The 26,723-nt window shown below is 36.3% G+C and carries 23 protein-coding genes and 2 tRNA genes; 21 read left to right on the top strand and 4 right to left on the bottom strand.

Annotated elements, in window-relative coordinates; all coding sequences use genetic code 11:
- Window positions 1–280 precede the first annotated feature (280 nt).
- Genes cydA through ybgE form a run of 4 tightly spaced genes read left to right on the top strand, consistent with a single transcriptional unit; the run spans window position 281 to window position 3,431 of the window.
- The gene (cydA, locus tag GWJ01_RS14370) at window positions 281–1,849 is read left to right on the top strand and encodes a cytochrome ubiquinol oxidase subunit I (RefSeq protein ID WP_098943856.1); all 1,569 of its coding nucleotides are present in this window, start codon (window positions 281–283) and stop codon (window positions 1,847–1,849) included.
- 14 nt (window positions 1,850–1,863) lie between these two features.
- A complete protein-coding gene (cydB, locus tag GWJ01_RS14365) occupies window positions 1,864–3,021 on the top strand; it encodes a cytochrome d ubiquinol oxidase subunit II (RefSeq protein ID WP_098943855.1) in 1,158 nt (385 codons plus the stop codon).
- 12 nt (window positions 3,022–3,033) lie between these two features.
- Window positions 3,034–3,147 (top strand): cytochrome bd-I oxidase subunit CydX, encoded by a 114-nt coding sequence (cydX, locus tag GWJ01_RS14360; RefSeq protein WP_066751769.1) that lies wholly within the window; start codon window positions 3,034–3,036, stop codon window positions 3,145–3,147.
- Window positions 3,147–3,431 (top strand): cyd operon protein YbgE, encoded by a 285-nt coding sequence (gene ybgE / locus GWJ01_RS14355; RefSeq protein ID WP_075672722.1) that lies wholly within the window; start codon window positions 3,147–3,149, stop codon window positions 3,429–3,431. The genes cydX and ybgE overlap by 1 nt, the downstream gene beginning before the upstream one ends.
- Window positions 3,432–3,533: 102 nt before the next feature.
- Here ybgE and GWJ01_RS14350 read toward each other — a convergent pair whose 3' ends face one another.
- Window positions 3,534–4,421, bottom strand: a complete 888-nt coding sequence (locus GWJ01_RS14350; RefSeq protein ID WP_109393450.1) for a LysR family transcriptional regulator — start codon at window positions 4,419–4,421, stop codon at window positions 3,534–3,536.
- An 89-nt stretch (window positions 4,422–4,510) separates the two neighbouring features.
- Between GWJ01_RS14350 and GWJ01_RS14345 the strand changes: the two genes are divergently transcribed.
- The 11 genes from GWJ01_RS14345 to GWJ01_RS14295 all read left to right on the top strand — a co-directional run bounded on the left by GWJ01_RS14345 (window position 4,511) and on the right by GWJ01_RS14295 (window position 12,305).
- On the top strand, window positions 4,511–5,881 hold the full coding sequence (locus GWJ01_RS14345; RefSeq protein WP_161711236.1) for an MFS transporter: 1,371 nt from the start codon (window positions 4,511–4,513) through the stop codon (window positions 5,879–5,881).
- Window positions 5,871–6,278: a hypothetical protein gene (locus GWJ01_RS14340; RefSeq protein ID WP_161711235.1), complete on the top strand. Its 408-nt coding sequence runs from the start codon at window positions 5,871–5,873 to the stop codon at window positions 6,276–6,278. The genes GWJ01_RS14345 and GWJ01_RS14340 overlap by 11 nt, the downstream gene beginning before the upstream one ends.
- A gap of 310 nt (window positions 6,279–6,588) precedes the next feature.
- On the top strand, window positions 6,589–6,984 hold the full coding sequence (ybgC, locus tag GWJ01_RS14335) for a tol-pal system-associated acyl-CoA thioesterase (RefSeq protein ID WP_069370103.1): 396 nt from the start codon (window positions 6,589–6,591) through the stop codon (window positions 6,982–6,984).
- Complete coding sequence (tolQ, locus tag GWJ01_RS14330; protein ID WP_075672726.1) at window positions 6,984–7,670, top strand: Tol-Pal system protein TolQ; 687 nt, start codon at window positions 6,984–6,986, stop codon at window positions 7,668–7,670. Before ybgC ends, tolQ begins: the two co-directional genes overlap by 1 nt.
- Window positions 7,671–7,692: 22 nt before the next feature.
- Window positions 7,693–8,118: a colicin uptake protein TolR gene (gene tolR, locus GWJ01_RS14325; protein WP_023581195.1), complete on the top strand. Its 426-nt coding sequence runs from the start codon at window positions 7,693–7,695 to the stop codon at window positions 8,116–8,118.
- A 28-nt stretch (window positions 8,119–8,146) separates the two neighbouring features.
- Window positions 8,147–9,214, top strand: coding sequence for a cell envelope integrity protein TolA (tolA, locus tag GWJ01_RS14320; protein WP_109402236.1), 1,068 nt, complete (start codon window positions 8,147–8,149; stop codon window positions 9,212–9,214).
- A 142-nt stretch (window positions 9,215–9,356) separates the two neighbouring features.
- A complete protein-coding gene (tolB, locus tag GWJ01_RS14315; protein ID WP_075672728.1) occupies window positions 9,357–10,652 on the top strand; it encodes a Tol-Pal system beta propeller repeat protein TolB in 1,296 nt (431 codons plus the stop codon).
- A gap of 45 nt (window positions 10,653–10,697) precedes the next feature.
- On the top strand, window positions 10,698–11,192 hold the full coding sequence (gene pal, locus GWJ01_RS14310; RefSeq protein WP_109393454.1) for a peptidoglycan-associated lipoprotein Pal: 495 nt from the start codon (window positions 10,698–10,700) through the stop codon (window positions 11,190–11,192).
- A 39-nt stretch (window positions 11,193–11,231) separates the two neighbouring features.
- Window positions 11,232–11,969 carry a tol-pal system protein YbgF gene (gene ybgF, locus GWJ01_RS14305; protein ID WP_193528599.1) on the top strand — a complete coding sequence of 246 codons (738 nt, stop codon included), beginning with the start codon at window positions 11,232–11,234 and terminating at the stop codon, window positions 11,967–11,969.
- Between the two features lie 153 nt (window positions 11,970–12,122).
- A tRNA-Lys gene (locus GWJ01_RS14300) sits at window positions 12,123–12,198 on the top strand.
- A gap of 31 nt (window positions 12,199–12,229) precedes the next feature.
- A tRNA-Lys gene (locus GWJ01_RS14295) sits at window positions 12,230–12,305 on the top strand.
- A gap of 173 nt (window positions 12,306–12,478) precedes the next feature.
- Here GWJ01_RS14295 and GWJ01_RS14290 read toward each other — a convergent pair.
- Window positions 12,479–13,366, bottom strand: coding sequence for an aminoglycoside 6-adenylyltransferase (locus GWJ01_RS14290; protein WP_109393456.1), 888 nt, complete (start codon window positions 13,364–13,366; stop codon window positions 12,479–12,481).
- A gap of 252 nt (window positions 13,367–13,618) precedes the next feature.
- Here GWJ01_RS14290 and pnuC point away from each other — a divergent pair, with 252 nt between their 5' ends.
- The gene (gene pnuC / locus GWJ01_RS14285; protein ID WP_109393457.1) at window positions 13,619–14,347 is read left to right on the top strand and encodes a nicotinamide riboside transporter PnuC; all 729 of its coding nucleotides are present in this window, start codon (window positions 13,619–13,621) and stop codon (window positions 14,345–14,347) included.
- A gap of 243 nt (window positions 14,348–14,590) precedes the next feature.
- Window positions 14,591–15,649: a 3-deoxy-7-phosphoheptulonate synthase AroG gene (gene aroG / locus GWJ01_RS14280; RefSeq protein WP_109393458.1), complete on the top strand. Its 1,059-nt coding sequence runs from the start codon at window positions 14,591–14,593 to the stop codon at window positions 15,647–15,649.
- A gap of 72 nt (window positions 15,650–15,721) precedes the next feature.
- Here aroG and gpmA read toward each other — a convergent pair whose 3' ends face one another.
- Window positions 15,722–16,474 carry a 2,3-diphosphoglycerate-dependent phosphoglycerate mutase gene (gpmA, locus tag GWJ01_RS14275; RefSeq protein WP_036938379.1) on the bottom strand — a complete coding sequence of 251 codons (753 nt, stop codon included), beginning with the start codon at window positions 16,472–16,474 and terminating at the stop codon, window positions 15,722–15,724.
- A 389-nt stretch (window positions 16,475–16,863) separates the two neighbouring features.
- A complete protein-coding gene (modF, locus tag GWJ01_RS14270) occupies window positions 16,864–18,330 on the bottom strand; it encodes a molybdate ABC transporter ATP-binding protein ModF (RefSeq protein WP_161711234.1) in 1,467 nt (488 codons plus the stop codon).
- Between the two features lie 194 nt (window positions 18,331–18,524).
- On the opposite strand from modF, the gene GWJ01_RS14265 reads away from it, so the two are divergent.
- From GWJ01_RS14265 to GWJ01_RS14250, 4 genes are all read left to right on the top strand, one after another.
- Window positions 18,525–20,066: a ShlB/FhaC/HecB family hemolysin secretion/activation protein gene (locus GWJ01_RS14265; RefSeq protein ID WP_161711233.1), complete on the top strand. Its 1,542-nt coding sequence runs from the start codon at window positions 18,525–18,527 to the stop codon at window positions 20,064–20,066.
- Window positions 20,067–20,081: 15 nt separating this feature from the next.
- Window positions 20,082–25,538, top strand: a complete 5,457-nt coding sequence (locus GWJ01_RS14260; protein WP_161711232.1) for a DUF637 domain-containing protein — start codon at window positions 20,082–20,084, stop codon at window positions 25,536–25,538.
- Window positions 25,535–26,056 (top strand): SMI1/KNR4 family protein, encoded by a 522-nt coding sequence (locus GWJ01_RS14255; protein ID WP_161711231.1) that lies wholly within the window; start codon window positions 25,535–25,537, stop codon window positions 26,054–26,056. The genes GWJ01_RS14260 and GWJ01_RS14255 overlap by 4 nt, the downstream gene beginning before the upstream one ends.
- A gap of 235 nt (window positions 26,057–26,291) precedes the next feature.
- Window positions 26,292–26,624 carry a zinc ABC transporter substrate-binding protein gene (locus tag GWJ01_RS14250; protein ID WP_161711230.1) on the top strand — a complete coding sequence of 111 codons (333 nt, stop codon included), beginning with the start codon at window positions 26,292–26,294 and terminating at the stop codon, window positions 26,622–26,624.
- The last annotated feature ends 99 nt before the right edge of the window (window positions 26,625–26,723 follow it).

Genomic DNA, 26,723 nt, shown 5'->3' with positions numbered 1-26,723 from the left:
AAATTTCTGAATATGCTTAAATTGGCACACGATCAAATATGCTATTACAAACCTAAAAGTCGTATTGTTGACCTAAGCTCAGAATTCAAATCTGGGTCACGCAAAATATATTTATTATATGTAAATATAAGCGTACTATTTGTAAGGTATTGTGTTTTTGGTCTTTAATATTCGTTGTTGTTTTTAGAGGCATTTATTGCTGGTAGTTATGAGGCTTTATAATTTAATAAAGTCGGGTTGCCGCAAGTCGGTGTCTTCCTGCTAGGAGCAAGGAGTCAAGATGTTTGATATTGTCGAACTGTCACGGTTACAGTTTGCCTTAACAGCAATGTATCACTTCCTGTTTGTCCCATTAACGCTGGGTATGGCGTTTATGCTGGCAATAATGGAAACGATATATGTCCTGTCGGGTAAACAAGTTTACAAAGATATGACAAAGTTCTGGGGTAAGTTATTTGGTATTAACTTTGCTCTGGGTGTCGCAACTGGGTTGACCATGGAGTTCCAATTTGGTACTAACTGGTCATATTTCTCTCATTACGTCGGTGATATCTTCGGTGCGCCTTTAGCAATCGAAGGTTTGATGGCGTTCTTCTTAGAATCAACTTTCGTCGGATTGTTCTTCTTTGGCTGGGATCGCTTAGGTAAGAAGCAGCACTTGATGGTAACTTGGTTAGTTGCTTTCGGTTCTAACTTCTCTGCTCTGTGGATCCTTGTTGCGAATGGTTGGATGCAAAACCCTGTCGCTGCAGACTTCAACTTTGAAACCATGCGAATGGAAATGTTGAGTTTTGCTGATCTGGTTTTAAACCCTGTCGCTCAAGTTAAATTTGTTCACACCGTTGCTGCTGGTTACTGTACTGGTGCATTCTTTGTTCTGGGTATCAGCTCTTATTACCTACTCAAAGGTCGTGATATCGGTTTTGCAAAACGTTCTTTCGCAGTTGCTGCTACTTTTGGTATCGCAGCTGTATTATCTGTTATCGTACTGGGTGATGAATCTGGTTACGAAATGGGTGACGTACAAAAAACTAAACTGGCTGCAATTGAAGGTGAATGGCATACAGAAGCAGCTCCAGCTGCATTTAATCTGATCGCATTCCCTAATCAAGAAAAAATGGAAAACTCGTTTGCATTACAAATCCCTTATGTCATGGGTATTATTGCAACGCGTTCTTTCGATACACCTGTTTTAGGTCTTAACGATCTGATGGGTCAGCATGAAGTTCGTATTCGTAACGGTATGAAAGCTTACGAATTATTAAGCGAATTACGCGCAGGTAATACTGATCCTGCTATTCGTGCTGCATTTAATGACGCTAAACAAGATTTAGGCTACGGCTTATTACTGAAGCGTTATACTGATAAAGTTGTTGATGCAACAGAAGAACAAATCAAAGCTGCTGCAAAAGACACTATTCCTAATGTCGCACCACTGTTCTGGTCATTCCGTATCATGGTTGCCGCAGGCTTCCTGATGTTACTGGTTGTTGCGATTTCCTTCTGGACAGTTCTGTCTAACCGTATTGGTAACTATAAATGGTTACTACGTGCTGCTCTGTTTAGTATCCCATTACCGTGGATCGCAGTTGAAGCAGGTTGGTTTGTTGCAGAATATGGACGTCAACCATGGGCGATTGGTGAAATCCTGCCTACGGCTGTAGCAACTTCTTCACTGACACAGGCTGATATCCTAGTATCTATGGGTCTTATCTGTGGTCTGTACACACTGTTCCTAGTTGCTGAAATGTTCCTGATGTTCAAATTTGGTCGCCTTGGGCCGAGTAGCCTGAAGACGGGTCGCTATCACTTTGAACAGAAGAATGCATCTTCTGCACAAAGTAAGTAACACAGGAGTCCACTATGTTTGATTATGAAGTATTGCGGTTTGTTTGGTGGCTACTGATTGGTATCTTACTGATTGGCTTCGCGGTCACTGATGGTTTTGATATGGGTGTCGGTGTGTTACTACGCGTTATCGCGAAAGATGACACTGAACGTCGTATTTTAATTAACTCTGTTGCACCTCACTGGGATGGTAACCAAGTCTGGTTAATCACAGCAGGTGGTGCATTATTCGCTGCATGGCCAATGGTATATGCTGCGGCATTCTCTGGTTTCTATTTCGGTATGATCTTCGTACTGGCGGCATTATTCTTCCGTCCAGTAGGTTTTGACTACCGTTCTAAATTAGAATCACCAAAATGGCGTGGTATGTGGGATTGGGGTATCTTTATTGGTAGCTTCGTTCCACCATTAGTTATCGGTGTTGCTTTTGGTAACCTATTACAAGGTGTTCCATTAGAAGTCGATAGCATGCAACGTGTATCTTATAATGGTACAACTAACGCGCTTATCAACCTATTAAGCTTATTAAACCCATACGGTTTATTAGCAGGTGTTGTTAGCTTAATGATGATTGTTGCACATGGTGCAAGCTATCTTCAAATGCGTACTACGGGTGAGTTACACGAACGTACTCGTAAAACAACTTACATTACCTCTTTAATCACTTTCGTTGCTTTTGCATTAGCAGGCGTGTGGTTAATTTATGGTATTGATGGTTTCGTTATTACAAGTGCTATTGATACTGCAGGTCCTTCATCTCCACTACTAAAAACAGTTTCTCACGAAGCTGGTGCATGGATGATTAACTACAACAACTATCCAGTATTATGGGCTCTGCCTGCATTAGGTCTGTTATGTCCTTTACTGGCGATTGTTGCAACTAAAGCAAATAAAGGTGGTTGGGCATTCCTGTTCACTTCACTGACAATTGCTTGTGTTATCCTGACTTGTGGTGTGACTATGTTCCCATTTGTGATGCCTTCGAGCACTTTCCCAGATGTGAGCTTAACAATGTGGGATGCAACTTCTAGCCTGTTTACTCTTCAGGTAATGACAGTTGTTGCGATTATCTTCGTACCTATCGTTCTCCTTTACACCATCTGGTGTTACTGGAAAATGCATGGTCGCCTCGATAAGAAATTTATCGAAGGCAATAATCATACTCTGTACTAAGGAGCATAGAGAATGTGGTATTTTGCATGGCTTCTCGGAACGCTCTTCGCTTGTAGTATTGCGGTGATCGCAGGACTGGCTTTCGAGCACGCTGAAGCGAAAAAAACTTCAGAAAGTGAAGAATAATGTTGGATAAAAGCTACCAACTACTAGACAAGGGCCCTATTAGGGCTCTTGTTTTAATCATGGCGTTGGTAATGGCATTTTGTGTCATGTGGGACCCTAGCCGATTTGCAGCGAACACCAGTTCACTAGCAATTTGGCAAGGGATCCTTCTTATTTGGTCTGTGTGTGCTGGTGCAACTTTTGGTTTAGCATTTCGCCCTAAACATGTTGTCGCAAAATGTTTATTACATCCAATCCCTGCAATTATTATTTTAGTTGTTGGGTTAAGTTACTTTTTCTTCTAAGAAAATACCTTATTTCTGCTCAGTATATGAGAAAGAAATAAGGTATTTTATCTCCTAACTATTTCCTCTATATTCCCTCTAAATTTCCTCTCGCATCTAGCGTTATAGCTGGATATTTTCTTTTAAGTAATCAATAAAGAGACGCGTTTTTCTTGGAATATATTCGCTATAAGGGAAAATAATATTAACGGATTGCGTTAACAGGGAAACATCAGGAAATAGTACGACTAATTTTTTTTCTAATAATTCTTGTTGAATGTACCAATGCGGTAAAATAGTCATCCCAGAGTGCGTGAGTACCATTTTTTTTAATGCCGCAATAGTATTGGTTTCAAAATAAGCATCTTGAGCTAATTGAGAGAGTAGGGTATTAAATTCTGAAGATGATGAAAGTTTACTTTGACGTAAATTACTATTTGCTAAATAAGGAATAGCGCTCAAATCGTCGATAGCTTTTATTGAGAACTTCTGCAATAAATCAGGAGAGATAACCAAACTTATCTTATAATCAGCCAGCTTTGTAGATCGGTAATTGCTGTCTTTCAATGTGCCAAGGCGGATCGCGAGATCAAGTTTATGATTTATTAAGTCTTCAATAGAAGAATTAAACGCATACTGCACTTTTAGCTTTGGATGTAATTGCATAAATTGATTAAGTAACGGCAAAATATAGTGTTCACCAAATTCTGCAGTCGAACTTAATCGCAACGATCCCTGTAATTCTTGTTGTCCTAATCGTGCCTTATCCAATGTTTGTTCTAACTGACTTAACACGAGGCGGAAATCTTGATAAAGCATTTCACCTGTTTCAGTGAGTGAGAATCGTCGTGTATTACGATTGAGTAATGACACATCCAATTCTGTTTCTAATGCTTTGATATGAATACTTACCATCGATTTACTTAGGCGTAAATATTTTGCTGCTTGAGTAAATGATCCGGTATCAACAACCGCAATAAAAGAGCGAATTCGATCAATTTGGTTTTGCATGATTGTTTACTCTGATTAAACAATAAATTCTATTTTGTCAGATAGACGAAATTCGTCAATCTTCCGTACTCTATGCACGGAGGATTTTTATGACTTACCGCTATCGAATTGCATCTATATTTCTGCTGGGCTTCTTTATAGATTGTATTAATATTTTTATGTCAGCCATTGCATTACCTGCAATGGCTGATGATATGCAGATCTCTATCGTTTCTGTTACATGGGTTTCAAATAGTTATATTTTGGGATTAACGTTAATTATTCCATTAAGCCACTGGTTATCCCAACGTTTTGGAATTACAGCATTGATGGTAACGTCAATGTTGATGTTTAGTCTATCCGTTGCATTAGTGGGATACTCTCACTCTTTTAGCGAACTTATTTTTTGGCGTTTCATTCAGGGCGTGAGTGGTGGATTGCTAATCCCAATTGGGCAAGCATTAACCTTTCAATATTTTCAAGGACATGAGAGAAGTAAAATATCTACACTGATTATGGCAATAGCCTTAATTGCACCTGCAATATCGCCGACATTAGGTGGGTTTATTGTTGATGTTGTTTCGTGGCGTTGGGTTTTTTATAGCAATATTCCATTCTCATTGTTAACTGCGTTTCTAGCTTTTGTCTGGGTAAAAGAGCCTTTACCTAAAGAAAACGCTATGCCTGATATTAAAGGTATCATTCTTATTAGTCTGATCATCGTATCTGGATTGTTCGCGTTATCTGCTTATGGTGAATACCACTCAACATTACTTGCTTTAGTGATTGCCGTATTCTCAATAATTTTTGCTGTACTTTATTATTACCATTATCGACGCCATTCATCACCGGTTATTAATTTAGCATTATTAAAAAATAGAAATCTATCACTCTCTATTTTTATTTATTACTGTATTCCCGGTGTTTTTACTGGAGTAAATATTCTCGCTATTTTTTATTTACAACAATATTTAAAATTTACCGGTCAAGGTACAGGTGTTTTTATGTTGTTGTATGCACTAGGTGCTTTTATTTCAATGACAATAAGTGGTGCGCTGTATAATAAATTAGGAATGAAACGCTTATTTATTATTGCATTGCTATTACATAGTATTGGTATTTCTTTATTAACATTTGTAAATAGCAGTAGCGATATTACATTACTTATTGTTGCTTATCTAATTATCGGTGTGGGTGGCGGGATTGGTGCTAACACCGCACAAACTACGGCGTTATATGATTTCGGCGCACAAAAATTAGTTCAAGCAAGTGTTATTTGGAATATTAATAGACAAGTTGTTTTTAGTGTCGGGGCAACTATGGTTGCTATGTTGTTTAATATTCTTTCTCTTTTTTGTTTACCACAAACAGCTTATAGCATGACTTTTTTAATATGCGCATTAATAGGCATATTACCTCTCACTTTATTATTTACACTAAAGAAAAAAATTATTACACAGGAAATACAAGATGAATTTTAATACTGACTCAATTATAGAAAGCATTAAATCTTTGCATGACGAGATTGAAACGGTTTTTACGCAATATCCCCTATCAGTCGATACCATTACAAAAATAGAAAATTTTTTATCTCAAGAGTTTTCAATGGTAGGGATCAGTGGAAAAGCAGTGAGTTATAATGACGTTATCGCGATGTTCAGACAAAATGCAGGAAAAAGAAGTGGCCTGAAAATAAAAACGGGCGATTATAAAATAATTTACCAGTCCGATTGTTTGGCGCTTGTCAGATATCAAGAAATACACAGTGAAAATGAGAAAATTCTTATGCGTGAATCTGTGGTGTTATTGAGACGCAATTCTCATGATGAGTGTTGGCAATGGCACTATCTTCATGAAACACCAATCTCAAATAATTGATTGATTTATATGAAAAACCAGTTTTTAAACTGGTTTTTTTCTGTCATTAAAAATAATACTACTAAATAAGACAATCTATGAATTTCTAATTAGCAAGCATTTTTATGTTGTCTTAATAAAAATATTTTTTCTATTCAGAGCACAAAGCATATTGCGTGTTGCAAAGAAGAGTTTATGATTGGCGCCTGAAAACTGCGTTTTCTATTCTTTACGTTACTACGATTCCCTTAGAGCGACCTCTTAAGTATAGTTAGGTAACTTATAACTACATTCTTTATGGACTTAACTCGGGAAATGTAAGGGAGGTAATATGCAGTTTCTTTGGCCTGTTCGTGTTTATTATGAAGATACTGATGCCGGTGGTGTTGTTTATCATGCCAGTTATCTGAAGTATTTTGAACGTGCTAGAACTGAACTACTCAGAGAAAAAGGTTTTCATCAGCATGATTTACGGGAGTATGATCATGTTGTATTTGTTGTACGTAAATTATCAATAGAATATATTGCGCCAGCTCGACTTGATAATCTTTTGCAAATAGAAAGTGAAATTACCACATTGCGTGGTGCTTCAATGACATTTTCTCAAAAGATTATTAATGAAGATGGTTGTGTATTGTGTAGCGCAGAAGTGCTCGTTGTCTGCGTAGATTCATCAAAAATGAAGCCAGTAGCGCTTCCTAAGTCCATTATCGCGGAGTTTAAGTAGTGGCTGACATGAATGTTATCGATCTCTTCCTAAAAGCAGGGCTTTTAGTCAAGTTGATCATGTTGCTTTTAATCGGATTTTCTATTGCATCTTGGGCGATTATTATTCAGCGAACTAAAGTTTTGAATGCCGCCGATCGTGAAGCTGCAGATTTTGAAGATAAATTCTGGTCAGGTACTGATTTGGCACGTTTATATAAAGATAGCCAAGCTCGTCGTGATGAGTTATCTGGCTCAGAGCAGATTTTTCATTCTGGCTTTAAAGAATTTGCACGTTTGCATCAAGCAAGCGTTCATGCTCCTGATGCGGTTGTTAATGGTGCATCAAGGGCAATGCGTGTCTCTTTCAATCGTGAATTAGAATCTTTAGAAAATCATATTCCTTTCCTTGGTACTGTCGGTTCTATCAGCCCATATATTGGTCTGTTCGGTACAGTCTGGGGGATCATGCACGCATTTATTGCATTAGGTAGTGTTAAACAAGCAACATTACAAATGGTCGCACCCGGCATTGCTGAAGCTCTGATTGCAACAGCTATCGGTTTATTTGCGGCAATCCCCGCAGTTATGGCTTATAACCGGTTTACGCAACGTGTAAATAAACTGGAACAAAGTTACGATAACTTTATGGAAGAGTTCCTGACGATTTTACATCGCCAAGCTTTTGCCTCCGCAGAAAAGAAATAGTTAACGCAGAAGGAGAGAGCTGATGGCACGGGGTCGCAGTAGCCGCCGAGGCGTAAAATCAGAGATTAACATTGTTCCTTTGCTAGACGTATTATTGGTACTGTTACTTATTTTTATGGCAACAGCACCTATTATCTCGCAAAGTGTTGAGGTTGATCTTCCTGAAGCAACAGAGACACAAACTGTTTCAAGTAGCGATAACCCTCCTGTGATTGTCGAAGTTGCAGGTGTTGGGCAATACAACATTCGTGTTGATCAGGAAGTATTAGAATTATTACCACAAGAACAGATTATGGCTGAAGCCAAACGACAATTGGAAAAAAATCCGAAAGTTGTATTTCTTATTGGCGGTGCTAAAGATGTTCCTTATGATGAGATAATTAAAGCGCTCAACATGTTACGTCAAGCAGGTGTTAAATCTGTAGGTTTAATGACTCAACCTATGTAATTAGGTTGAAATAAGTTTGGATGATAGCGTGGGAAAGAAGACGAAACCAATCCGAAGTAAATTGAGCGGTTCAGTTATCTTGTCTACCGCCTTGCATTTACTCGTTATCGCATTGCTTATCTGGGGGTCATTAACTCAGAAATGGGATTTAGGTGGTGGCGGTGGAGAAGACGGGCAAGTTATTGATGCTATTATGGTCGATCCTAATGCTGTGGTACAACAGTATAATCAGCAGAAAGCGCAACAAGCTAACGTCCAAAAAGCCGAGCAAGTGCGTAAAGAGCGTGCAGAGCAACAAGAAGAAGAGTTGCGTCAGCAGCAAATGAAAGAACAAGAACGTTTGAAAACGTTAGAAGTTGAACGTTTACAAGCGAAAGAGGCGGCAGAAGCTCAAAAACGTGAAGCTGCATTAGCCGCTGCGAAAGCAAAAGAAGAACAAAAAGTTGCAGAAGAAGCAGCTGCGCAAGCGAAAGCAGAGCGTGATCGCATCTTAAAAGAACAAGCGGATGCTAAACAACAAGCTGAAGCCGAAGCAAAAAAACAAGCTGAGTTAGCAGCGAAACAAAAAGCGGAAGAGGCAAAAGCTAAAGCCGAGGCTGATGCTAAAGCCAAAGCAGAGGCCGATGCAAAAGCGAAAGCTGAAGCAGATGCTAAAGCAAAAGCAGCCGCAGAGGCAAAAGCCAAAGCTGCTGCAGAGGCTAAAGCAAAAGCCGCAGCACAACAGCAAAGTAAAGCGGTAGATAGTTTACTTGATGGCTTAATGGCTGATGGTAGTAAACAAAGTGGTGCTTCAGCAGCGGGGCAAGGCGGTGGAAATCGCACTGGTGCTAATAATGCAGGTGTTGCTACTTATATTGGACAAGTGAAAACGGCTATTGAGCAGAAGTTTATTGACCCTGAGTTGTATAAAGGGCGAACTTGTGAACTAAAAGTCAGTATTGCACCTGATGGCTTGCTAATCAGTGCGAAGGTTGTAGGGGGGGATCCTTCTTTATGTCAAGTGGCATTAAGAGCAGCGAATACCGCTAAATTACCTAAGCCACCGAAAGATGTTTATGAACAAGTAAAATCATCAGTAATTGAGTTTAAACCATAAAACTGTCTGATTGTAGGAAAACATACACTAATTTATAGCTATTTTAGAATGTTATTGATGCGTTGTATGGTGTTGTTGAAAAGCGTTTGTTACTATTCTGTGCGTTATTGCGTAATAACCGCAATAATAAAAGGGAGACATGATGAAGCAGGCATTAAATGTTATTTTCGGACTTTTAATATTATGCGTAACCACTCTGGCTAACGCTGAGGTCCGAATTGAAATTACACAAGGGGTGAATACTGCACGCCCTATCGGTGTCGTTCCTTTTAAATGGGAAGGTACTGGTCAAATGCCAGAAGATGTTGCTGGCATCATTGCAGCTGATTTACGTAATAGCGGAAAATTCAATCCGATTGATGTATCTCGTATACCTCAACAACCGGTTACTGCTTCTGAAGTCCAGCCTGCACTTTGGACTGCATTAGGCATTGATTCTGTTGTTGTGGGACGTGTGCAACCATCAGCGGATGGTCAATATTTAGTTAGCTATCAGTTAGTGGATGTTGCAGGCTCACCGGGTGCAGTTTTATCTCAAAGTGAGTTTAAAGTGCCATCGAAATGGTTACGTTACTCTGCACATACTGCTAGTGATGAAGTTTTTGAAAAACTGACTGGTATTCGTGGTGCATTCCGTACACGTATTGCTTATGTTGTTGTGACAAATGGTGGCGCATATCCTTATGAATTGCGCGTTTCAGATTATGATGGATTTAACCAAGATCGTGTTTATCGTTCATCACAGCCATTAATGTCACCAGCATGGTCGCCAGATGGTGCTAAACTTGCATATGTGACCTTTGAAAGTGGTCAATCTGCTTTAGTGGTACAAACATTAGCAACAGGTGAAATTCGCCAAATTGCATCATTCCCAAGACATAATGGTGCACCTTCATTTTCACCTGATGGTTCTAAACTTGCATTTGCTCTTTCTAAGAGCGGTAGCTTAAATCTGTATGTTATGGATTTAGCGAGTGGGAATATGACACAGGTAACCAATGGTAGAAGTAATAATACCGAGCCAACTTGGATGCCAGATGGACAAACTTTGGTCTATACTTCAGATCAAGGTGGAAATCCTCAGATTTATAAGGTTAATATTAACGGTGGAACACCAGAGCGCATTACTTGGGAAGGTAAACAAAACCAGAACCCAGCAGTAAGCCCAGATGGTAGTTTCTTAGTTATGGTGAGTTCTGAAAGCGGTAGGCAACATATCGCTAAGCAGGATCTGGAAACGAATTCCGTACAATATCTAACAGATACGTTTCTGGATGAAACGCCAAGCATCGCGCCTAACGGCACAATGGTTATTTATAGCTCTACACAAGGCTTAGGCACCATTTTGCAGCTAGTATCGACTGATGGACGTTTCAAAGCGCGTCTTCCGGCGACTGATGGTCAGGTTAAAGCACCTGCCTGGTCACCGTTTATGTGATGCATAAAAATTATGTATGGCAAACAAATAAAGGAACAAATAGAGATGCAATTAAACAAAGTGTTTAAAGGGTTGATGTTAGCATTACCACTCGTTGCTGTTGCAGCATGTAGCTCAAACAAAAACGACGAACAAGCTGATACAAACAATGTACCAGTTGTTGAACAAGGTCCTACTGCTGAAGAATTAGCACGTCAGCAATTAGAACAACTGAAACAGCAAAACATCGTTTACTTCGGTTTCGACAAATATGACATTAACTCAGACTACGCTAACCTGTTAGATGCACACGCAGCATTCCTGCGTGCAAATCCATCAGTACGTATCACTGTAGAAGGTCATGCTGACGAACGCGGTACTCCAGAATACAACATCGCTCTGGGCGAACGTCGTGCTAACGCTGTGAAAATGTACCTGCAAGGTAAAGGCGTATCAGCTGATCAACTGTCAATCGTTTCTTACGGTAAAGAAAAACCAGCTGTACTGGGTCATGACGAAGCCGCTTACGCGAAAAACCGTCGTGCAGTACTGGATTACTAAGAGAACGGCATGAACAACAGTAACTTCAGACCTTTCTTGATGAGTCTGTTGTTACTGGTTGGCGTAGCGGCTCCTGTAGCCGCTATTGCCCAAGCGCCAATCAGTAATATCGGTTCAGGTTCGACCGATGAACGACTCGCCCAACTTGAGCGTTTTTCAAATGCTCACAGCCAGCTTTTGACCCAATTACAGCAACAACTCGCTGATTCTCAGCGTGATATTGATATGTTACGTGGTCAAATTCAGGAAAATCAATACCAGTTAAATCAAGTTGTTGAACGCCAACGCAATATCTATCAACAATTAGATAGCCTTGGTGGCGGAGCTTCAACATCAACAGAAGCCACTCAACCTGATAATACTGCTTCTTCAGCATCTCCTGCTGCAACTAGCTCAGGGCAAGGTGATGAGAAGGCCGATTATAATGCAGCAATTGATATCGTATTGAATTCTAAAGATTACGATAAGGCAATTGTTGAATTAAACAACTTTATCAATAACTATCCAAAGTCTAGCTATCAATCAAATGCACAATTTTGGTTGGGTCAGATGTATTATCTAAAGGGTAATAAGGATCAGGCTGCAAGCACGTTTGCTATCGTTGTTAAAAATTATCCAAAATCTCAAAAAGCAAGTGAAGCCTTTTATAAAATTGGTTTGATCATGCAAGAGAAAGGGCAAAAGGATAATGCTAAAGCTGTTTACCAACAAGTGATTAAGCAATATCCAAATAGCGCTGGCGCTAAATTAGCGCAAAAGCAGCTAGGAACACTTTAATTATTGACCCCGTAATGTAAATGTTGCATTTTCGGGGTTAAATGATTGTTTTTTCAACGGTTGAACTTTTTTTTGAAAAAAAACGTTGCACAAAAACATTAAATCAGTATTATTACCCGCCGTTGCCACAGAGAATGTGGCGAGTTCGAAAAAGGGTCGTTAGCTCAGTCGGTAGAGCAGTTGACTTTTAATCAATTGGTCGGGCGTTCGAATCGCCCACGACCCACCATTTTCGAATACTAATCCGTTTTTATTGAAATGGGTCGTTAGCTCAGTCGGTAGAGCAGTTGACTTTTAATCAATTGGTCGGGCGTTCGAATCGCCCACGACCCACCATTTCAAACCTCTTCCTGTATATTTATTATTCCCTAAACTATCATTCCATAAATAATAAACAAACACTTAGCTTTCTGTTTCTGATAGTGTAATTTATCGCTTTATTAAACAATGAAGATAGTTTTCTCAAAATGGAAAAAACTACCTAACCTTAATCTAAAATGACATTCAAATCAGTAATGACAAATAATTGATGACGTGATTTGACTGTATTCATTTTCAGTCAAAAATTCATTATCGATTAACCAATCACTGACCAATTCTTGCGTTTTTATTGCTGTATCAATAGGGTGATTGAGGCGTTTCGATGCATCAAGAAAAAATGCCATCATAATTGAAAGTGTTGCTGCTGATTCATAGGGGGTACTCATTGCAAGAGTACTTTCCAATGAACGCAATGAATAAAATTTAGGTAGCCATTCTTTTAAGTTTTTCCCTTGATACCACACATCTTGTGTTGGCGCATTGTGTAACGCAACTTGTTCAAGTAACGCCATCAGCCATTCACGCATATCATGTATACGATAATTTGCAGACCAAAATTCATGGCGTAGAATGGCTATAGCGACTTGTGTCGCCTCAAACCAGAATTCTTGAGCATTATTACATGCTTGCTCTTTTGAAAGCGTAGGGGGTGTTATAGTGCCAATTTCAGGAAGCCCGTCACATAAACTCGTTTTATCAAGTAAGATTTGATACCCACGCTGGTAAATTGGGCTAAGCCCTTCAGTTTTCATGTTAAAAATACGCTCAGGCTCTGCCATCATAATGTCTATTTTGCGACCTTGAGCTAAAACATGTAAATAAATAGGCCAAAACTTACTTTTGGGATCTTCACACTCCAACTGTAAGCTGACAAGAGCATCACCGAATTGTGATAACCAATGTTGGTTTTTTGCGAGCTCTGTCGCACCATAACCGATAAGCTCTATATCAATATCAGAATAACTGTCTATCTTTCTATTGCGTCCTAACGATCCTGTTAGTACTACCGCCTCAATTCTAGGATCAAGGAGTGCAAAAGATAGCATGCGATCGATTAAACGTGTTGTTGGCTCCATATTTCTCTCTAATAAGTAAAATGTAATAAAGTTATTTGTCGTTTTTATTGTTTAAAAAGTAAAATTAGAATATTTTGTTTAATATATAAAACATTTGTTTGTTGTTTTTCTAAATCAGAAACACAATGTTTAATATTAGAAACTAAGTACCATTATAAATATGAATTTATAATATATCTTTACTACTTTGCAAAGATGTCGCAATAACCCATATTTTCTTTGTTTTTTCTATGATTAAGTCGGGGTTGTAAAATGGATGTGATGAGTTGGTTTAGTATCAATAATATTTTAGTCAATATCCCACTCGGAGACGGTGGATATCCACTCTCATGGATTGAAGCTGTTGGCACCATCGCTGGTTTATTGTGTATTTGGCTTGCAAGCCAGGAAAAAATTATCAACTATTTATTTGGACTTATTAATGTCACTTTGTTTGCCATTATTTTTTTCCAAATTCAGCTATACGCAAGCTTACTCCTTCAAATATTTTTCTTTGCCGCTAATATTTATGGATGGTATGCATGGAGCAGAGTGAATGACTTTGAGCAAGCTACGCTAAGAATACGTTGGTTAAAATCGAGTCATCGTCTATTCTTAATCGTTGTTTCGATAGCTGCCATTGCTGCTCTTACTTTCAATATTGATACTGTATTTGGTTATTTAGCTGTTGTTGCTGTTGATATATTAAATGTCTTTGGTGCAAGTTTAGCTACACCAGTTCTTGAACCTGATGCTTACCCATTCTGGGACTCTACAATGACGGTTCTTTCCATTGTGGCAATGATCTTAATGACGCGGAAATTAGTTGAAAACTGGCTAGTTTGGTCAGTTATTAATGTGATTAGTATTGTTATATTCTACAAACAAGGCGTTTATGCAATGTCTGTTGAATATATCATTTTACTGGCTATCGCTATCAATGGTTCTCGTTTGTGGATCAAAACAGCAAAACGCTCTAGCAAAAATAATTATCTCTCCTAATAAAAAAGGCTGGTAGAGTTATCTTTTTCTCCAGCCTTACTATTCGTTGTCTTTATTCTTATTTTTACCGCAATTTTGAATCATTATTTCGCTTAAATGCGCTATTTCCCTTTATATTGAAATTTTTAGAAAGGTGACTATAGATGCTTTAGGTTGAAAGGGTGTTTACAGATAGAAAATGAATGGTTAGATTGGAAAAGCAATAATAACATTGACTAGATAACATAGAGTGGATACACGGGAATGAATTATCAAAATGATGACCTTAAAATAACACAAATTAATGAACTCTTACCGCCAGTTGCTTTATTGGAAAAGTTTCCAGCAACTGATAACGCGGCTTTTACAGTTCGTCATGCCCGTGAAGCTATTCATCAAATCCTCGCTGGAAAAGATGATCGTCTATTAGTGGTAATTGGACCTTGTTCTATTCATGATCCGAAAGCTGCATTGGAGTATGCGCAACGTTTAAGTCTCATCAGAGAAGAGCTTAAAGATAAACTTGAAATTGTTATGCGTGTTTATTTTGAAAAACCACGCACAACAGTAGGCTGGAAAGGCTTAATTAATGATCCTCATATGGATCATACCTTTGATATTAATGAAGGCTTGCGTATTGCTCGTAATCTTTTATTAACTATCAACGATAGTGGCTTGCCAACTGCTGGCGAGTTTTTAGATATGATAACACCTCAATACGTTGCTGATTTAATGAGTTGGGGTGCTATTGGTGCTCGTACTACTGAATCTCAGGTACACCGTGAGTTATCTTCAGGTTTATCTTGTCCTGTTGGTTTTAAAAATGGTACAGATGGAACTATTAAAGTTGCTATTGATGCAATTAATGCCGCAGGATCGCCACACTGTTTTCTTTCTGTCACTAAATGGGGTCATTCAGCCATTGTGCGCACAGCGGGTAATGGCGATTGCCATATTATTTTACGTGGTGGTAAAGAGCCAAATTACAGCGCTGAACATGTTGCAGTGGTAAAAGAAGGGCTTAAAAAAGCAGGTTTACCACAAAATGTGATGGTTGACTTCAGCCACGCCAATAGTTGCAAGAAATTTGAGAAACAAATGGAAGTTGGTGCCGATATTTGCCAACAAATTAGCGCAGGCGAAAAAGCATTAATTGGTGTTATGGTTGAAAGTCATTTAGAAGAAGGTAATCAATCATTAGAAAGTGGTGAACCTCTGGTTTATGGCAAAAGCATCACTGATGCCTGTATTGGCTGGGATGACACCGAAACGCTGTTACGCCAATTAGCAGATGCAGTTGTAGCACGTCGTAATAAAGCGTAATAATTAAATTTAAGTATAAAAATGCCACTTTTAAAAGTGGCATTTTTTATATAACTCAAAATAACAGTAAAATTACTTGGCTTTACCTTGGTTAGCAACAGCGGCTGCTTTTGCTGCGATTTCGTCAGCATTACCTAAGTAGTAACGTTTGATTGGTTTCATGTTTTCATCAAATTCGTAAACTAAAGGTACTGCTGTTGGGATATTCAGCTCAAGAATTTCATCTTCACTCATGTTGTCTAGGTATTTAACCAGAGCACGCAGTGAGTTACCGTGAGCTGCAATAATAACTTTCTCACCAGAAGCAACACGTGGTTTGATAACTTCTTCCCAGTATGGTGTTACACGGTCGATAGTTAATGCTAGGCTTTCTGTTAATGGCAGTTCTGCCGCAGTTAAAGATGCATAACGAGGATCTTTACCTGGGAAACGTTCATCGTCTTTAGTTAATTCTGGTGGAGTGATAGCAAAACCACGACGCCATTGTTTAACTTGCTCGTCACCGTATTTTTCAGCAGTTTCAGCTTTGTTTAAGCCTTGCAGAGCACCGTAATGACGTTCGTTTAATTTCCAGCATTTTTCAACTGGCAGCCATTGTTGATCAACTTGATCAAGAATGTTCCACAGGGTGTGAATTGCGCGTTTCAGAACAGAAGTATATGCATAGTCAAAAACGAAACCTTCAGCTTTCAGCAGTTTACCTGCTTCTTGCGCTTCATTACGGCCTTTTTCGGACAGCTCAACGTCAGTCCAGCCTGTAAAACGGTTTTCTTTGTTCCATACACTTTCACCGTGTCGAACTAGCACAAGCTTAGTTACTGCCATAGTTTAGACTCCTATAATTACTTTCTTAATATAAGTTTAAAATTAGCACTTCAATCATTATATGGATCATCGACAAGAACGCCAAACATAAGTGACAAAACAAGGGGGATTAAGTCAAAAATGTCGTTTGTTCGATGAATTATTGCACAGTTGTCACACCTTTTGCTTAATCGTTCAAGCTATTAATCTAGCGGGATCGGCGTAAAAAAACAAAATATCCGTTTTGTATAAAAAATAGACGAAAATAGCGCCTGTAAAAACGACACATTCTTTATTTATTATTGTTCAAATAATAAGCAAGAAAATGTCGATTTAAATAAAAATTCAGACCTAAGTTTAGCGTTAATTTCTAAAATCATTGCCCTGATTATGACAGTAAAAATGAACATTTAACAAATTTCTTGCTGGTAACGATAAATTTCGCCTTCTTTAATAAAAGTCAATCGATGAGTAATACACGATGGCGCATCTTCTTGATGGTGGCTCACAAACAAAAGTTGCGTATTACTGTGGCTTATCATGATATCAATAAAACGCTGTACTAAGAGCCGGTTCGTTGTGTCTAATCCTTGCAATGGCTCATCAAGAATAAGTAAGGTAGGGTGTTTAACTAATGCTCTAACAATTAACACTAAGCGTTGCTGACCCCAAGATAAGGCATGAAATGGATGATTAGCATGTGCAGTTAAACCAATTAACGCTAACCATTCATTAGCAAGTTTTAGCTGTTTATCTGTAATCGCTTGATAAATGCCAATAGAGTCATGGAAACCTGAAATAATGACATTTTTTACCGTTGAAGAAACACGGTAACTCTGATGTAAGGCATTACTGACATAACCAATATGGCGTTTAATTTCCCATACTGTTTCACCACTTCCTCTTTTACGACCAAATAGCGTTAAGTCATTGCTGTAGCCTTGAGGGTGATCGCCCGTAATTAAACTTAATAATGTCGATTTTCCTGCACCATTAGGGCCTAAAATCTGCCAATGTTGCTGAGGTTTTACCTCCCAGCTTAAATGGTGAAGAACAGGTTTATCGTTATAGCTCACTACTCCATCTTTTAGCACGATAGGGGAAAGTGTCGGTGATAATTGAGGAATGGCATCAGGCGAATCTTGTTCAGGTAATGTGAGATTTTCAAGAGTTTCACTGTGAGATAATTGCCCAATAACAGAGTCAGATAAAACCTGCTCTTTCTCACCGTTGGCGACTAATTCGCAATTAATGAGTAGACCTGCATACTGAATAAAATCAGGAATATCATTAAAACGATTTAGAATGAGTACGATAGTCAGATTTTGTTGATGTAATAGTGTTAACAATTCATTTAAAGCACGGCGAGAATCAACATCTAATCCATCAAAAGGCTCATCTAAAATAATTAAATCAGGTTTATTCATTAAAAGTTGAATAAGCAATATTTTTCGAGATTCACCTGTAGATAGATATTTAAAACGTCTTGATAAAAGGTATTCAACACCAAATTGCTTTGCTAATAAAAAGCATCTGTCATCATCTTTTACCTGCATTTGAATAACTTGAGCAACGGTTAAGCCAGTATCGTCTTCACCTTCACTTAATAAATCTGTGTTATTACGACGCCACTCTTCTTCAATCATTTTTTGCAGTTTTTCAAAAGAGAGACTAATTGGACGAGAAAATGTGCTGATAAACTCACCAGAGAGCAAAATACCTTCTTGGCATAATGCATTTGCTAAGGCGGTTTTGCCACTTCCATTACTGCCTACAAATGCCCAACTTTCACCTTCATTTATGGCTAAATTGTCAATTTGTAAACAGAGTTTATCGCTTAAGCGAAATTGTGTTTTGTTGAGTTGTAAGTGTTTCATTATTATTAGCCTTATTTTTTTAATGTAAGCTAAGTGCAAGTTAAGTATCTAGCAATATAGGGTTAATAGAAACTTGTCAATATTTGCTGAAAGAACTTTTTTCCAAAAGTCTTATACACCTACTATTTAATGATAACCTTTAAAATGCGTTTCCTATGTAAATATATAAACATCTCTTTAAGGATGACTTATATATGCATAAATTTAAAAAAATAAACTTATTCTTCTTTATATTTTTACTCGTTAGCAAAAATAGTTTTTCTTTGAATAATAAAAATGTAAATAGTAATTGCTTTCTTATTGATAAAGTTGACCTTACAGGAAATACTTTATTAGATGATAGACAGAAATCTAAAGTAATTTCACCGTACCTGCAACAATGTCTAACATTAAATGATATGCAAGAGGTGGCTAAATCAATTACTAATAATTATATTGAAAAAGGTTATGTTACTTCACAAGCTATTATTCCAGAGCAAGATCTCTCTAATAATAAGTTAGTAATAAGGATTATTGAAGGCAGAATAAAAAATATTTCTATCAATGGTATTTCATCTAGATTAGTTGATATTATTTTTCCTTCCTCAAAGGGGAAAGTTTTAAATTTACGAGATTTAGAACATGGATTAGAACAGCTTAATCGGTTAACAACAGCACAATATACCTTGGATATTCAACCAAGCGATAGTGTGGGATATTCATCTGTAACCATTAATCGAAAAGTTAAAAAGTTTCCTTTAAAAAATCAATTAACAATTGATAATTCAGGATCAGAAACAACAGGAAAGATCTTACTTACTAACACGACAACAATAGATTCTTTATTTGGCTTGGGTGAGCAGTGGATTTTTTCACTAAAAACAAATACAGATTTCCCTCATGCTCACTATTCTCGTGCTTATACTGCAAGTATGAATATCCCTTATGGCTATTGGTTTTATCAATACCAGTTATCTCATAGTAGTTCATCTTATTCCTTCCAAAATAATCACAAATATATTTATAAAAACAAAAATAAAGATCAGCAATTTGATACTAGTCGTTTAGTCTATCGAGATAATAAACAACGAGTAACACTAAAGGGAGCGTTAAAGCATAAGAAAGCAAAAACGCAGTTAGCACAACAAAAATTATTAATAAATAGTCCCACATTGACTTCTTTATCATTTAGCCCTGAATATACCTTAAGTTTACATAATGGATATTTAATCATTAATCCAACTGCTGAGTTTGGGATCTCTCTTTTTGGTGCGACACCTGATTATATTGCTGACAATTCACCTCGTAGTCATTATCGAAAATTAAGTTTAAATTTAAGCTATCAATATTTATTCACTGATCAGTTTTCCTATCTTACTTCATTTCATAGTCAATATACGCCTGATAATCTTTATGGTTCGGAAAAAATAGCAATAGATGGAATAAAAGCTGTTCGTGGATATAAAGAAATAAATTTTAATGCTAATAGTGGGTTTTATTGGCGCAATGAAATAAATATATTACCAATAACTTCATTTTTAAGTAAGTGGAATTTTATTTTTGCACTTGATTATGGTGTCGCCCATTCAGATCAATATGAAACAGAAAAGAATAAAATAATTGGAAGTGCAATAGGTGCTTCTTTTTATCATTCCACTTTTTCTTCTCAAATTTTAATTAATAAACCTGTGTTTTATCCCAAATCATTAAAGCCAGATTGCTGGTCTTTTTATTGGTCCATTTCTCTTTCTATTTAAATGTTAGGAGTTTTTATGTGTGAAAAGGATATTTCTTGGAAACAACGTTTAATAAGTTATAGCATAGCTTATGTAATTGCTATTTATCCATTACATCCAGCTTGGAGTTTAGCAATTACGCCATCCGATAAAACGATTAAAGTTAATCAACAAAATACTGTTCCAATTATTAATATTTCAACACCTAATAATCTTGGTATTTCTCATAATAAGTTTCATTCGTTCAATGTTAGCAAGCAAGGTGTTGTACTTAATAATGCGACAACTTCTGTTAACACACAATTAGCCAAACAAGTGAATGCCAATACTCATTTAAAAGGTAGTGCTGCTCATTTAATTATTAATGAAGTGGTGGGAAATGGGCGCTCACAATTACAAGGAAAACTGGAAGTTGCAGGAGAACAAGCGAAAGTTGTTATTGCTAATCCAAATGGCATTACGTGTGATGGCTGTTCGTTTATAAATACCCCAGCAATTACGCTCACAACAGGAAAACCTCTTTTTAACCCTCAAGGCGCCTATTCGGCAATAGAAGTGAAAAAAGGCGGTGTTGTTATTGGTACGCAAGGTATAGATCTCCAAACTCAGGATTATGCCGACATTATCAGCCGTAGTATTGAATTAAATGGAAAAATTAACGCTAAAACCCTTTCTTTAATGCAAGGAAATAACCGTATTGATTTTGATAAAGGTACAGTAAATAGCATTAATGGTGAAGGCGTTAAACCTACGCTATCTATTGATACAAAAGCGTTAGGTGGAATGTATGCTAATCAAATACGTCTAGTTAGCACAGAAAAAGGTGTTGGTGTTAATTTAAGTCATATTAAAACAAACCAAAACAGTGTGAATTTAACCGTTGATGGAAAAATTACCTTTAATGGCAATATTCAATCTGATCAAGATATTAATGTTAGTAGTAAAGAACTACAAATTAATAGTAATGCAAAATTAAAAGCAAAAAGAGATATTACTTTAGCAACTAATACGCTGATTAATAATAGTGAAGTTATCTCAGAGAAAGATATGCGTTTATTCGCAGATAAACTCACGAATAAAGGCGAAAAAGCGATTATTCAAGCGAAAGATAATTTATGGATACAGAGAAATGCGCAGGGTGATCCAAGTACTTTAATTGAAAATCAATCAGCCACGATAAAAACAGAAAAGGGTGATTTGATTATTCGAACTAAGAAATTAGTTAATACATCTTTAAATGAATTACCAACTTTTTTAAATGTCGAAGCAAACTCTACTGCTAGAAAAAGTTTTGTTGCATCATATTGGGGAAATAGCCAAGGCGTTGTTTCTATAAATACATATTATCCTGTGTTGGAAAATTTTCCATATGAAAAATGGTTTGGTTACCTAGATTTAACAAGTACAGATATTATTAATACAGAAAGATATAAATATAATTATAGTGATTTTATAGGACATATTGATTCAGGAAAAAATATTTACATTAATGCTAATGAATTGGTTAATAACCTAGGTGTGATACATAGTAATGAAAATACTATTTTGACAGGAAGTAATGCTGTTATTTCAAATTTAATTCCTGGAGAGTTAAATTTATGGTATAGGTATAAGACTTCATATAAAGATCTCGGTGTATATGTAGATGAAGAGGATGACGATGGTAATTATGATATTCTTTATGTAAGGGAGCCGTTGAAATTTGAACTACTTAATAAGTTTTATTCTTGGTCACCTGATAGAAAAAGTTTTTCTACGATATTATCGAAAGGTAATTTGGTTTTAGATTTTAAAAATAGTATTAATATAGAAACGAATCCCCCATCTAAGTATTTACCAATAAAAAAATCAATAAACAAGTTACACTCAGGTTATAATATTTTAGCTAATAATATATTGATTAACTCTAATTCTATTAATATATCTTCAAATATAAATTCAAACAATGATCTATCTGTTATCTCTAGTGGAGATATTATTGTAAAAGATTCACATCTCTCATCTAAAAAATCATTAAACTTAATTTCAAATAAAAATATAGAGCTTAACCAAGTAGATCTAACAGCAAAAGACGGTGTTGTTCTTGCTAAGAATGGAAAGATTGATTATACATTAAATCCCATTTCTGCATTTAATGAAAATGATGTTTTAACTCCACCGGTTATTAATGTCTCTGATTCTATTTTATTTCAATCTGGACAAGGTATAACTTTTAATAATATTGAAATTAATAATGCTAACTTTTTAAGCTTAATTTCACATGGTGATATAAAAATTCAGAGAAATGAATCAGAACTTTTTAAGATATTACCATATTTTCATTTGTATAATAAAGAGCCTGTATTATCAAAAACGGAAAGCTGGAAAACGCGAGGTGATATTACATTTACGGCTGGTAAAGATATTATTAGTCAAGGAATAAAATATAATAGTGATAAAGGAATAACCTTTAATGCAGGGCAGGATATTTTCCTTGCCTCAAAATCAATAAAAGAAGCCGATCCTTTCTTTAGTGATATTTATTATCCTCAATTACAATCTAAGTTATTTTCAGACGATAACCTTATCTTAAATGCAGCGCGTGATGTTGATTTAAGTTCAACAGTATTAAATTCAAAAGATAAAGTCATTGTATTAGCTGGTAGGAATATAAAGCTGGGTGCAAATGCTTATTCTGCCATCAAAGACCCCCACGAAGATGCTCAAGACATTCAGTATAGCACAGCGGCTATTATAGGAAATAAAGGTATTTCTATTGCGTCATCAGGTGTGTTAATAACAGAAGGAAGCTCATTCAAATCAGATGGTGACATTACGATATCCAGTGGTGGTAATATTCAATTGGGATCGGTAAAAACACATTTTCGTAAAGAGTCGGGCTCTAAGTTAGAAGAAATTCACAAACAAGTTAGTACTGAAATTAATAGTGGCAATAATTTAACTCTATTATCTGAAGGCAGTATTTTATTTCAAGCATCAAAATTGACTGCCAATAAAGAGATAGATATTGCTGCTAAAGGTGGATTTCTTTACGCACAAGCGATGGAAGAATCGAGTTATTACGAAGAAGAGAAGAAAAAATGTAATCGATGGACTTTATGTACTACCAAAAAGAAATACACGAAAAAACGTCATAATACAAATAATAAAGTTACCGAGTTTATCGCTAATGGCGATATTAATTTATTTGCTAAAGATGATATTACCTTAGAAGCGAGCAAACTAGAAACAGCGAAGAATGCAAAATTAACCAGTAAAACAGGAAAAGTTAATTTTAAAGCAGTTAAAAATACAGCATTTAAGCAAGTTATTACTAATTCAAAAGATATTTATATTACTCATCGCGATCAGGGATATATAAAAGAGAGTTGGGCATTACCGACACTTTATATTGGTGGAAAACTGACTATTGATGCTCCTAAAGGAATATCTGCTGATATTAAAGCTCAAAAAGGACAATCACTAGAACAAGCATTAACAGTTTTAGGTAACACTCCAGAATATGCATGGCTTAAAGATCTTCAACATCATCAAAACGTCAATTGGAATTTAGTTAAAGATACCTATTCTGATTGGGATGATAAAACAAAACAATTAAATCCTGTTGTTGGTGCGGTTATCGCTATTGCAGTGGGAGTTGCCACTTACGGTACAGCAACCGCGGCGACTATTGGTGGAATGGCAAGTAAAGCAACCATTGCGGCGGGTGCTTCAGCAAGCGTGGCTTCAACGGCATCGGTTGCAGCACAAGCAGGTTTTGCCTCTTTAGTTTCGCAAGCGGCGGTCTCTTTAGCTGAAAACCAAGGCAACATCTCTAAAACACTTGAATCACTGGGGCGTAGCGACACGGTCAAGTCTGTGGTGACGAGTATGGTGGTTGCGGGGGCACTTCAGGGCCTTGACCAATTTATGGGGTGGGATCAAGCAATCCAAGGTGGAACATTACCTTCAACAGGCAAGTTACTTGCGACCGATAGCGCAACATGGAATCAAGTTGCACAACGCGTAGCCTCTCATTCAGTCGTCAGTTCAACATTGGGCACTGCCATTCAAGGTGGCAGTTTTATTGATAATTTTAAAACGGCGCTATTAAGCAATATTGGTAGTCAGCTTCATGCCGAAGGCGCCAATTTAATTGGTGATAATGGCGCTGTATTAGGTCATGCAGGAAAGGTTTTAAGTCATTCGGTAGTAGCAGGTGTTAGTGCAGAAATTGCAGGAGGTAGTGTTACAGGTGCGGTTGCTGGTGCGTTGGCGGCAGAGATAGCGGCGATATCGCTACAAAGTAAATTATTTGAGCCTCAATTTGAAAGCGAATCAAATAAACAACTATATGAATTTAATAAATTTCTTAAAAGTAATTCTGAATTTAATCCCCAGATTGTTAGATTTATTGGTGGGCTAGCAGGTGCTCTAGCCACTAATAAACCAGAAGGTGCATATAGTGGAGCCAATAGTGCGGAGACTGTTTATCGATTTAATGACGAAACACATTATATAAGCCCATCTGATATAGAAGCAGGTGAAGATTTATATCTCGCAATGCGAGGTGATAAAGAGGCACAAAAAAGAGTTGATGCACGAAAAGAAGCATTAACTTTTTCATTAACAGTTGGTGCTCTTGGTTATTCAGTTCTTTATGTAGGAACATATGTAATTGCCGTTGCTCCTCAATCATTAGCAACAGTTAAAACGATAATTAGTACTTGCAAAGAAGCACCTTTGATTTGTTTTAATAATACCTCTGTTCACCTATATAACGTTGTTGGAGCAGAAGCAACGGTAGCGGCACCTGCCGCAACTACAGGTTCATTTTATATTGCCTCCAAAAATGCGCATGAAATAAAAAATGTGCTTCATCAGGCGGAAGAACTTGTTACTACGTTTAATGAAGTTGCTAAGGTTGATGCTAAAGGTGCTAAAGAGGTTCTTAGATATACAGCGCAAGAGCTACGAAATGCAACTATAGCTGGAAAACCTGTGTTAACCAATTATCGAGTATTTGATTTAAGTAAACTTGATGAGCCTGCATTAGATGTTAATAATATTAGAGATAAAATATCTATTCACTTAAAAGCTAAAAATCAAAATGATAAAAGTCCTGCAACAGTAGCTATTGCATCTATTATAGAAAATAAAGAAAAAGTATATTTCTTAGCTGTTAGTGGGAATGCATGGAAAGGAAAAACTCCAACATCATTAAATATCAATGGAATAAGTTATAAAATTATTTCTAAAGACGATAATAGTATCGAAAGTACTATTATTTCCTCTTCAAGAAGCAATTTCAATCATGCAGAGAAAAAAATATTTAGTTATATTAATAAGCATTATAGTAATAAAGATATTGATATTACTATTTCAATACAAAATAATTCTAGTAGTAATCCGGGTATGTGTGTAGGATGTAATGAATCAAGCTTAATTTTTTCTAGGCTAAATCCAACATTTAATTTAACCATATATCATGGAACAACAGGTATAAGACCATGAATAAAGATATTTTAATTAAACTATTAAATTCTTATTGCAAAAATATATCAATTGATAGCAAATTTGTATCTGGATATGCAGATGATGAGATAAAAAAAATTGAACGTCTTTATGATATTAAAGTAACTGATCAACTTTATGATTTTTTGAATTGTATTGGGCGTTGTAGTGGTGGTTTTTTTGGGGATGATCCTCTCATTTTTTACAAAGAATGGTTTATACGAGGGCATGTTCTATTCCAATACGGCTTAAGAGAGGAGTTATATAATCTGGAGTTGTGGGATATGTTAGAGCAAAAGCCATTTTTTATTTCAATAGAATCAGAAACTCAATATTATTTTCTGTTAACGTACTCAGATCAGCCTAACTTAGTTTATCATTATGATGAAAATGAAGATAAGGTAAGAGCGTTAGATAAGAATTTTAATGAATATCTAGGACATATAATTAGCTCTTATAACGAAAGTTTTATAACTCCTACACCAGTTTATTTTTCAGGTGATTTGTTGAGATTATAAAAAATTAGCTTTGATATTGAGTGTAAATCACAAATAACATCTTATGTATGGATCATTGGGGCGGTAAGGGAATACCTGATAGTGCAATTATTACATTAAAAAGCAATTGTAGTAATGAGGTTTTAGGTGCCTCAAAAAAGAAGCATTTACGCGTTGTATTAGTTGTGAAATTTAATTATTCGGGATTAAATTCGTAATTATTTATATTATCTACATACTAATGGATTGATTGTTAATGAATAAAAATGAAATATATATAGATATGATGTATTGGATTTTACCTCAATTAAGAAATATTCAATCTAGAGGAATGATAGCAAAAGCAAAAGATAAATCTTGTTATTATGAATTACAGTTAATTCATAATTTACCTAAAAAAATACTTAATCAAGATTTTGATGAAAGTGATATTTCATTTTTAAATTTTCAAGCTAAAACATATACTGAGAAATGTAGTTCAAAAATAAGTATATTGTATGATGGCAATGTAAAGCATATCAAAATGTTATTTGATTTGGTTCCTAATGAATTACGTAACCGATTACGATGGGATGGACCTGTTATCTAGAATTTTTTATAATGTTATTCATAAATTAAATGGAAAAAGATGATAGATTCTAACTTTAAAATCGACTTTTTAAGTGACAATAAATATGAGAATATTACT

Source organism: Proteus sp. G2618, from assembly GCF_009915995.1.
Classification (GTDB): Bacteria; Pseudomonadota; Gammaproteobacteria; order Enterobacterales; family Enterobacteriaceae; genus Proteus; species Proteus terrae.
This window is presented reverse-complemented; position numbering and strand designations above follow the sequence as displayed.

What these genes read in the sequence shown, in the direction of transcription:
- ybgE (WP_075672722.1), top strand. Translation starts at nt 3,147, where the DNA reads ATGTTGGATAAAAGCTACCAACTACTAGACAAGGGCCCTATTAGGGCT.
- GWJ01_RS14345 (WP_161711236.1), top strand. Translation starts at nt 4,511, where the DNA reads ATGACTTACCGCTATCGAATTGCATCTATATTTCTGCTGGGCTTCTTT.
- GWJ01_RS14340 (WP_161711235.1), top strand. Translation starts at nt 5,871, where the DNA reads ATGAATTTTAATACTGACTCAATTATAGAAAGCATTAAATCTTTGCAT.
- tolR (WP_023581195.1), top strand. Translation starts at nt 7,693, where the DNA reads ATGGCACGGGGTCGCAGTAGCCGCCGAGGCGTAAAATCAGAGATTAAC.
- pal (WP_109393454.1), top strand. Translation starts at nt 10,698, where the DNA reads ATGCAATTAAACAAAGTGTTTAAAGGGTTGATGTTAGCATTACCACTC.
- GWJ01_RS14290 (WP_109393456.1), bottom strand. Translation starts at nt 13,366, where the DNA reads ATGGAGCCAACAACACGTTTAATCGATCGCATGCTATCTTTTGCACTC.
- ybgF (WP_193528599.1), top strand. Translation starts at nt 11,232, where the DNA reads ATGAGTCTGTTGTTACTGGTTGGCGTAGCGGCTCCTGTAGCCGCTATT.
- cydA (WP_098943856.1), top strand. Translation starts at nt 281, where the DNA reads ATGTTTGATATTGTCGAACTGTCACGGTTACAGTTTGCCTTAACAGCA.
- GWJ01_RS14250 (WP_161711230.1), top strand. Translation starts at nt 26,292, where the DNA reads ATGAATAAAAATGAAATATATATAGATATGATGTATTGGATTTTACCT.
- cydB (WP_098943855.1), top strand. Translation starts at nt 1,864, where the DNA reads ATGTTTGATTATGAAGTATTGCGGTTTGTTTGGTGGCTACTGATTGGT.
- tolB (WP_075672728.1), top strand. Translation starts at nt 9,357, where the DNA reads ATGAAGCAGGCATTAAATGTTATTTTCGGACTTTTAATATTATGCGTA.
- GWJ01_RS14260 (WP_161711232.1), top strand. Translation starts at nt 20,082, where the DNA reads ATGTGTGAAAAGGATATTTCTTGGAAACAACGTTTAATAAGTTATAGC.
- GWJ01_RS14265 (WP_161711233.1), top strand. Translation starts at nt 18,525, where the DNA reads ATGCATAAATTTAAAAAAATAAACTTATTCTTCTTTATATTTTTACTC.
- modF (WP_161711234.1), bottom strand. Translation starts at nt 18,330, where the DNA reads ATGAAACACTTACAACTCAACAAAACACAATTTCGCTTAAGCGATAAA.
- aroG (WP_109393458.1), top strand. Translation starts at nt 14,591, where the DNA reads ATGAATTATCAAAATGATGACCTTAAAATAACACAAATTAATGAACTC.
- cydX (WP_066751769.1), top strand. Translation starts at nt 3,034, where the DNA reads ATGTGGTATTTTGCATGGCTTCTCGGAACGCTCTTCGCTTGTAGTATT.
- ybgC (WP_069370103.1), top strand. Translation starts at nt 6,589, where the DNA reads ATGCAGTTTCTTTGGCCTGTTCGTGTTTATTATGAAGATACTGATGCC.
- GWJ01_RS14350 (WP_109393450.1), bottom strand. Translation starts at nt 4,421, where the DNA reads ATGCAAAACCAAATTGATCGAATTCGCTCTTTTATTGCGGTTGTTGAT.
- gpmA (WP_036938379.1), bottom strand. Translation starts at nt 16,474, where the DNA reads ATGGCAGTAACTAAGCTTGTGCTAGTTCGACACGGTGAAAGTGTATGG.
- GWJ01_RS14255 (WP_161711231.1), top strand. Translation starts at nt 25,535, where the DNA reads ATGAATAAAGATATTTTAATTAAACTATTAAATTCTTATTGCAAAAAT.
- pnuC (WP_109393457.1), top strand. Translation starts at nt 13,619, where the DNA reads ATGGATGTGATGAGTTGGTTTAGTATCAATAATATTTTAGTCAATATC.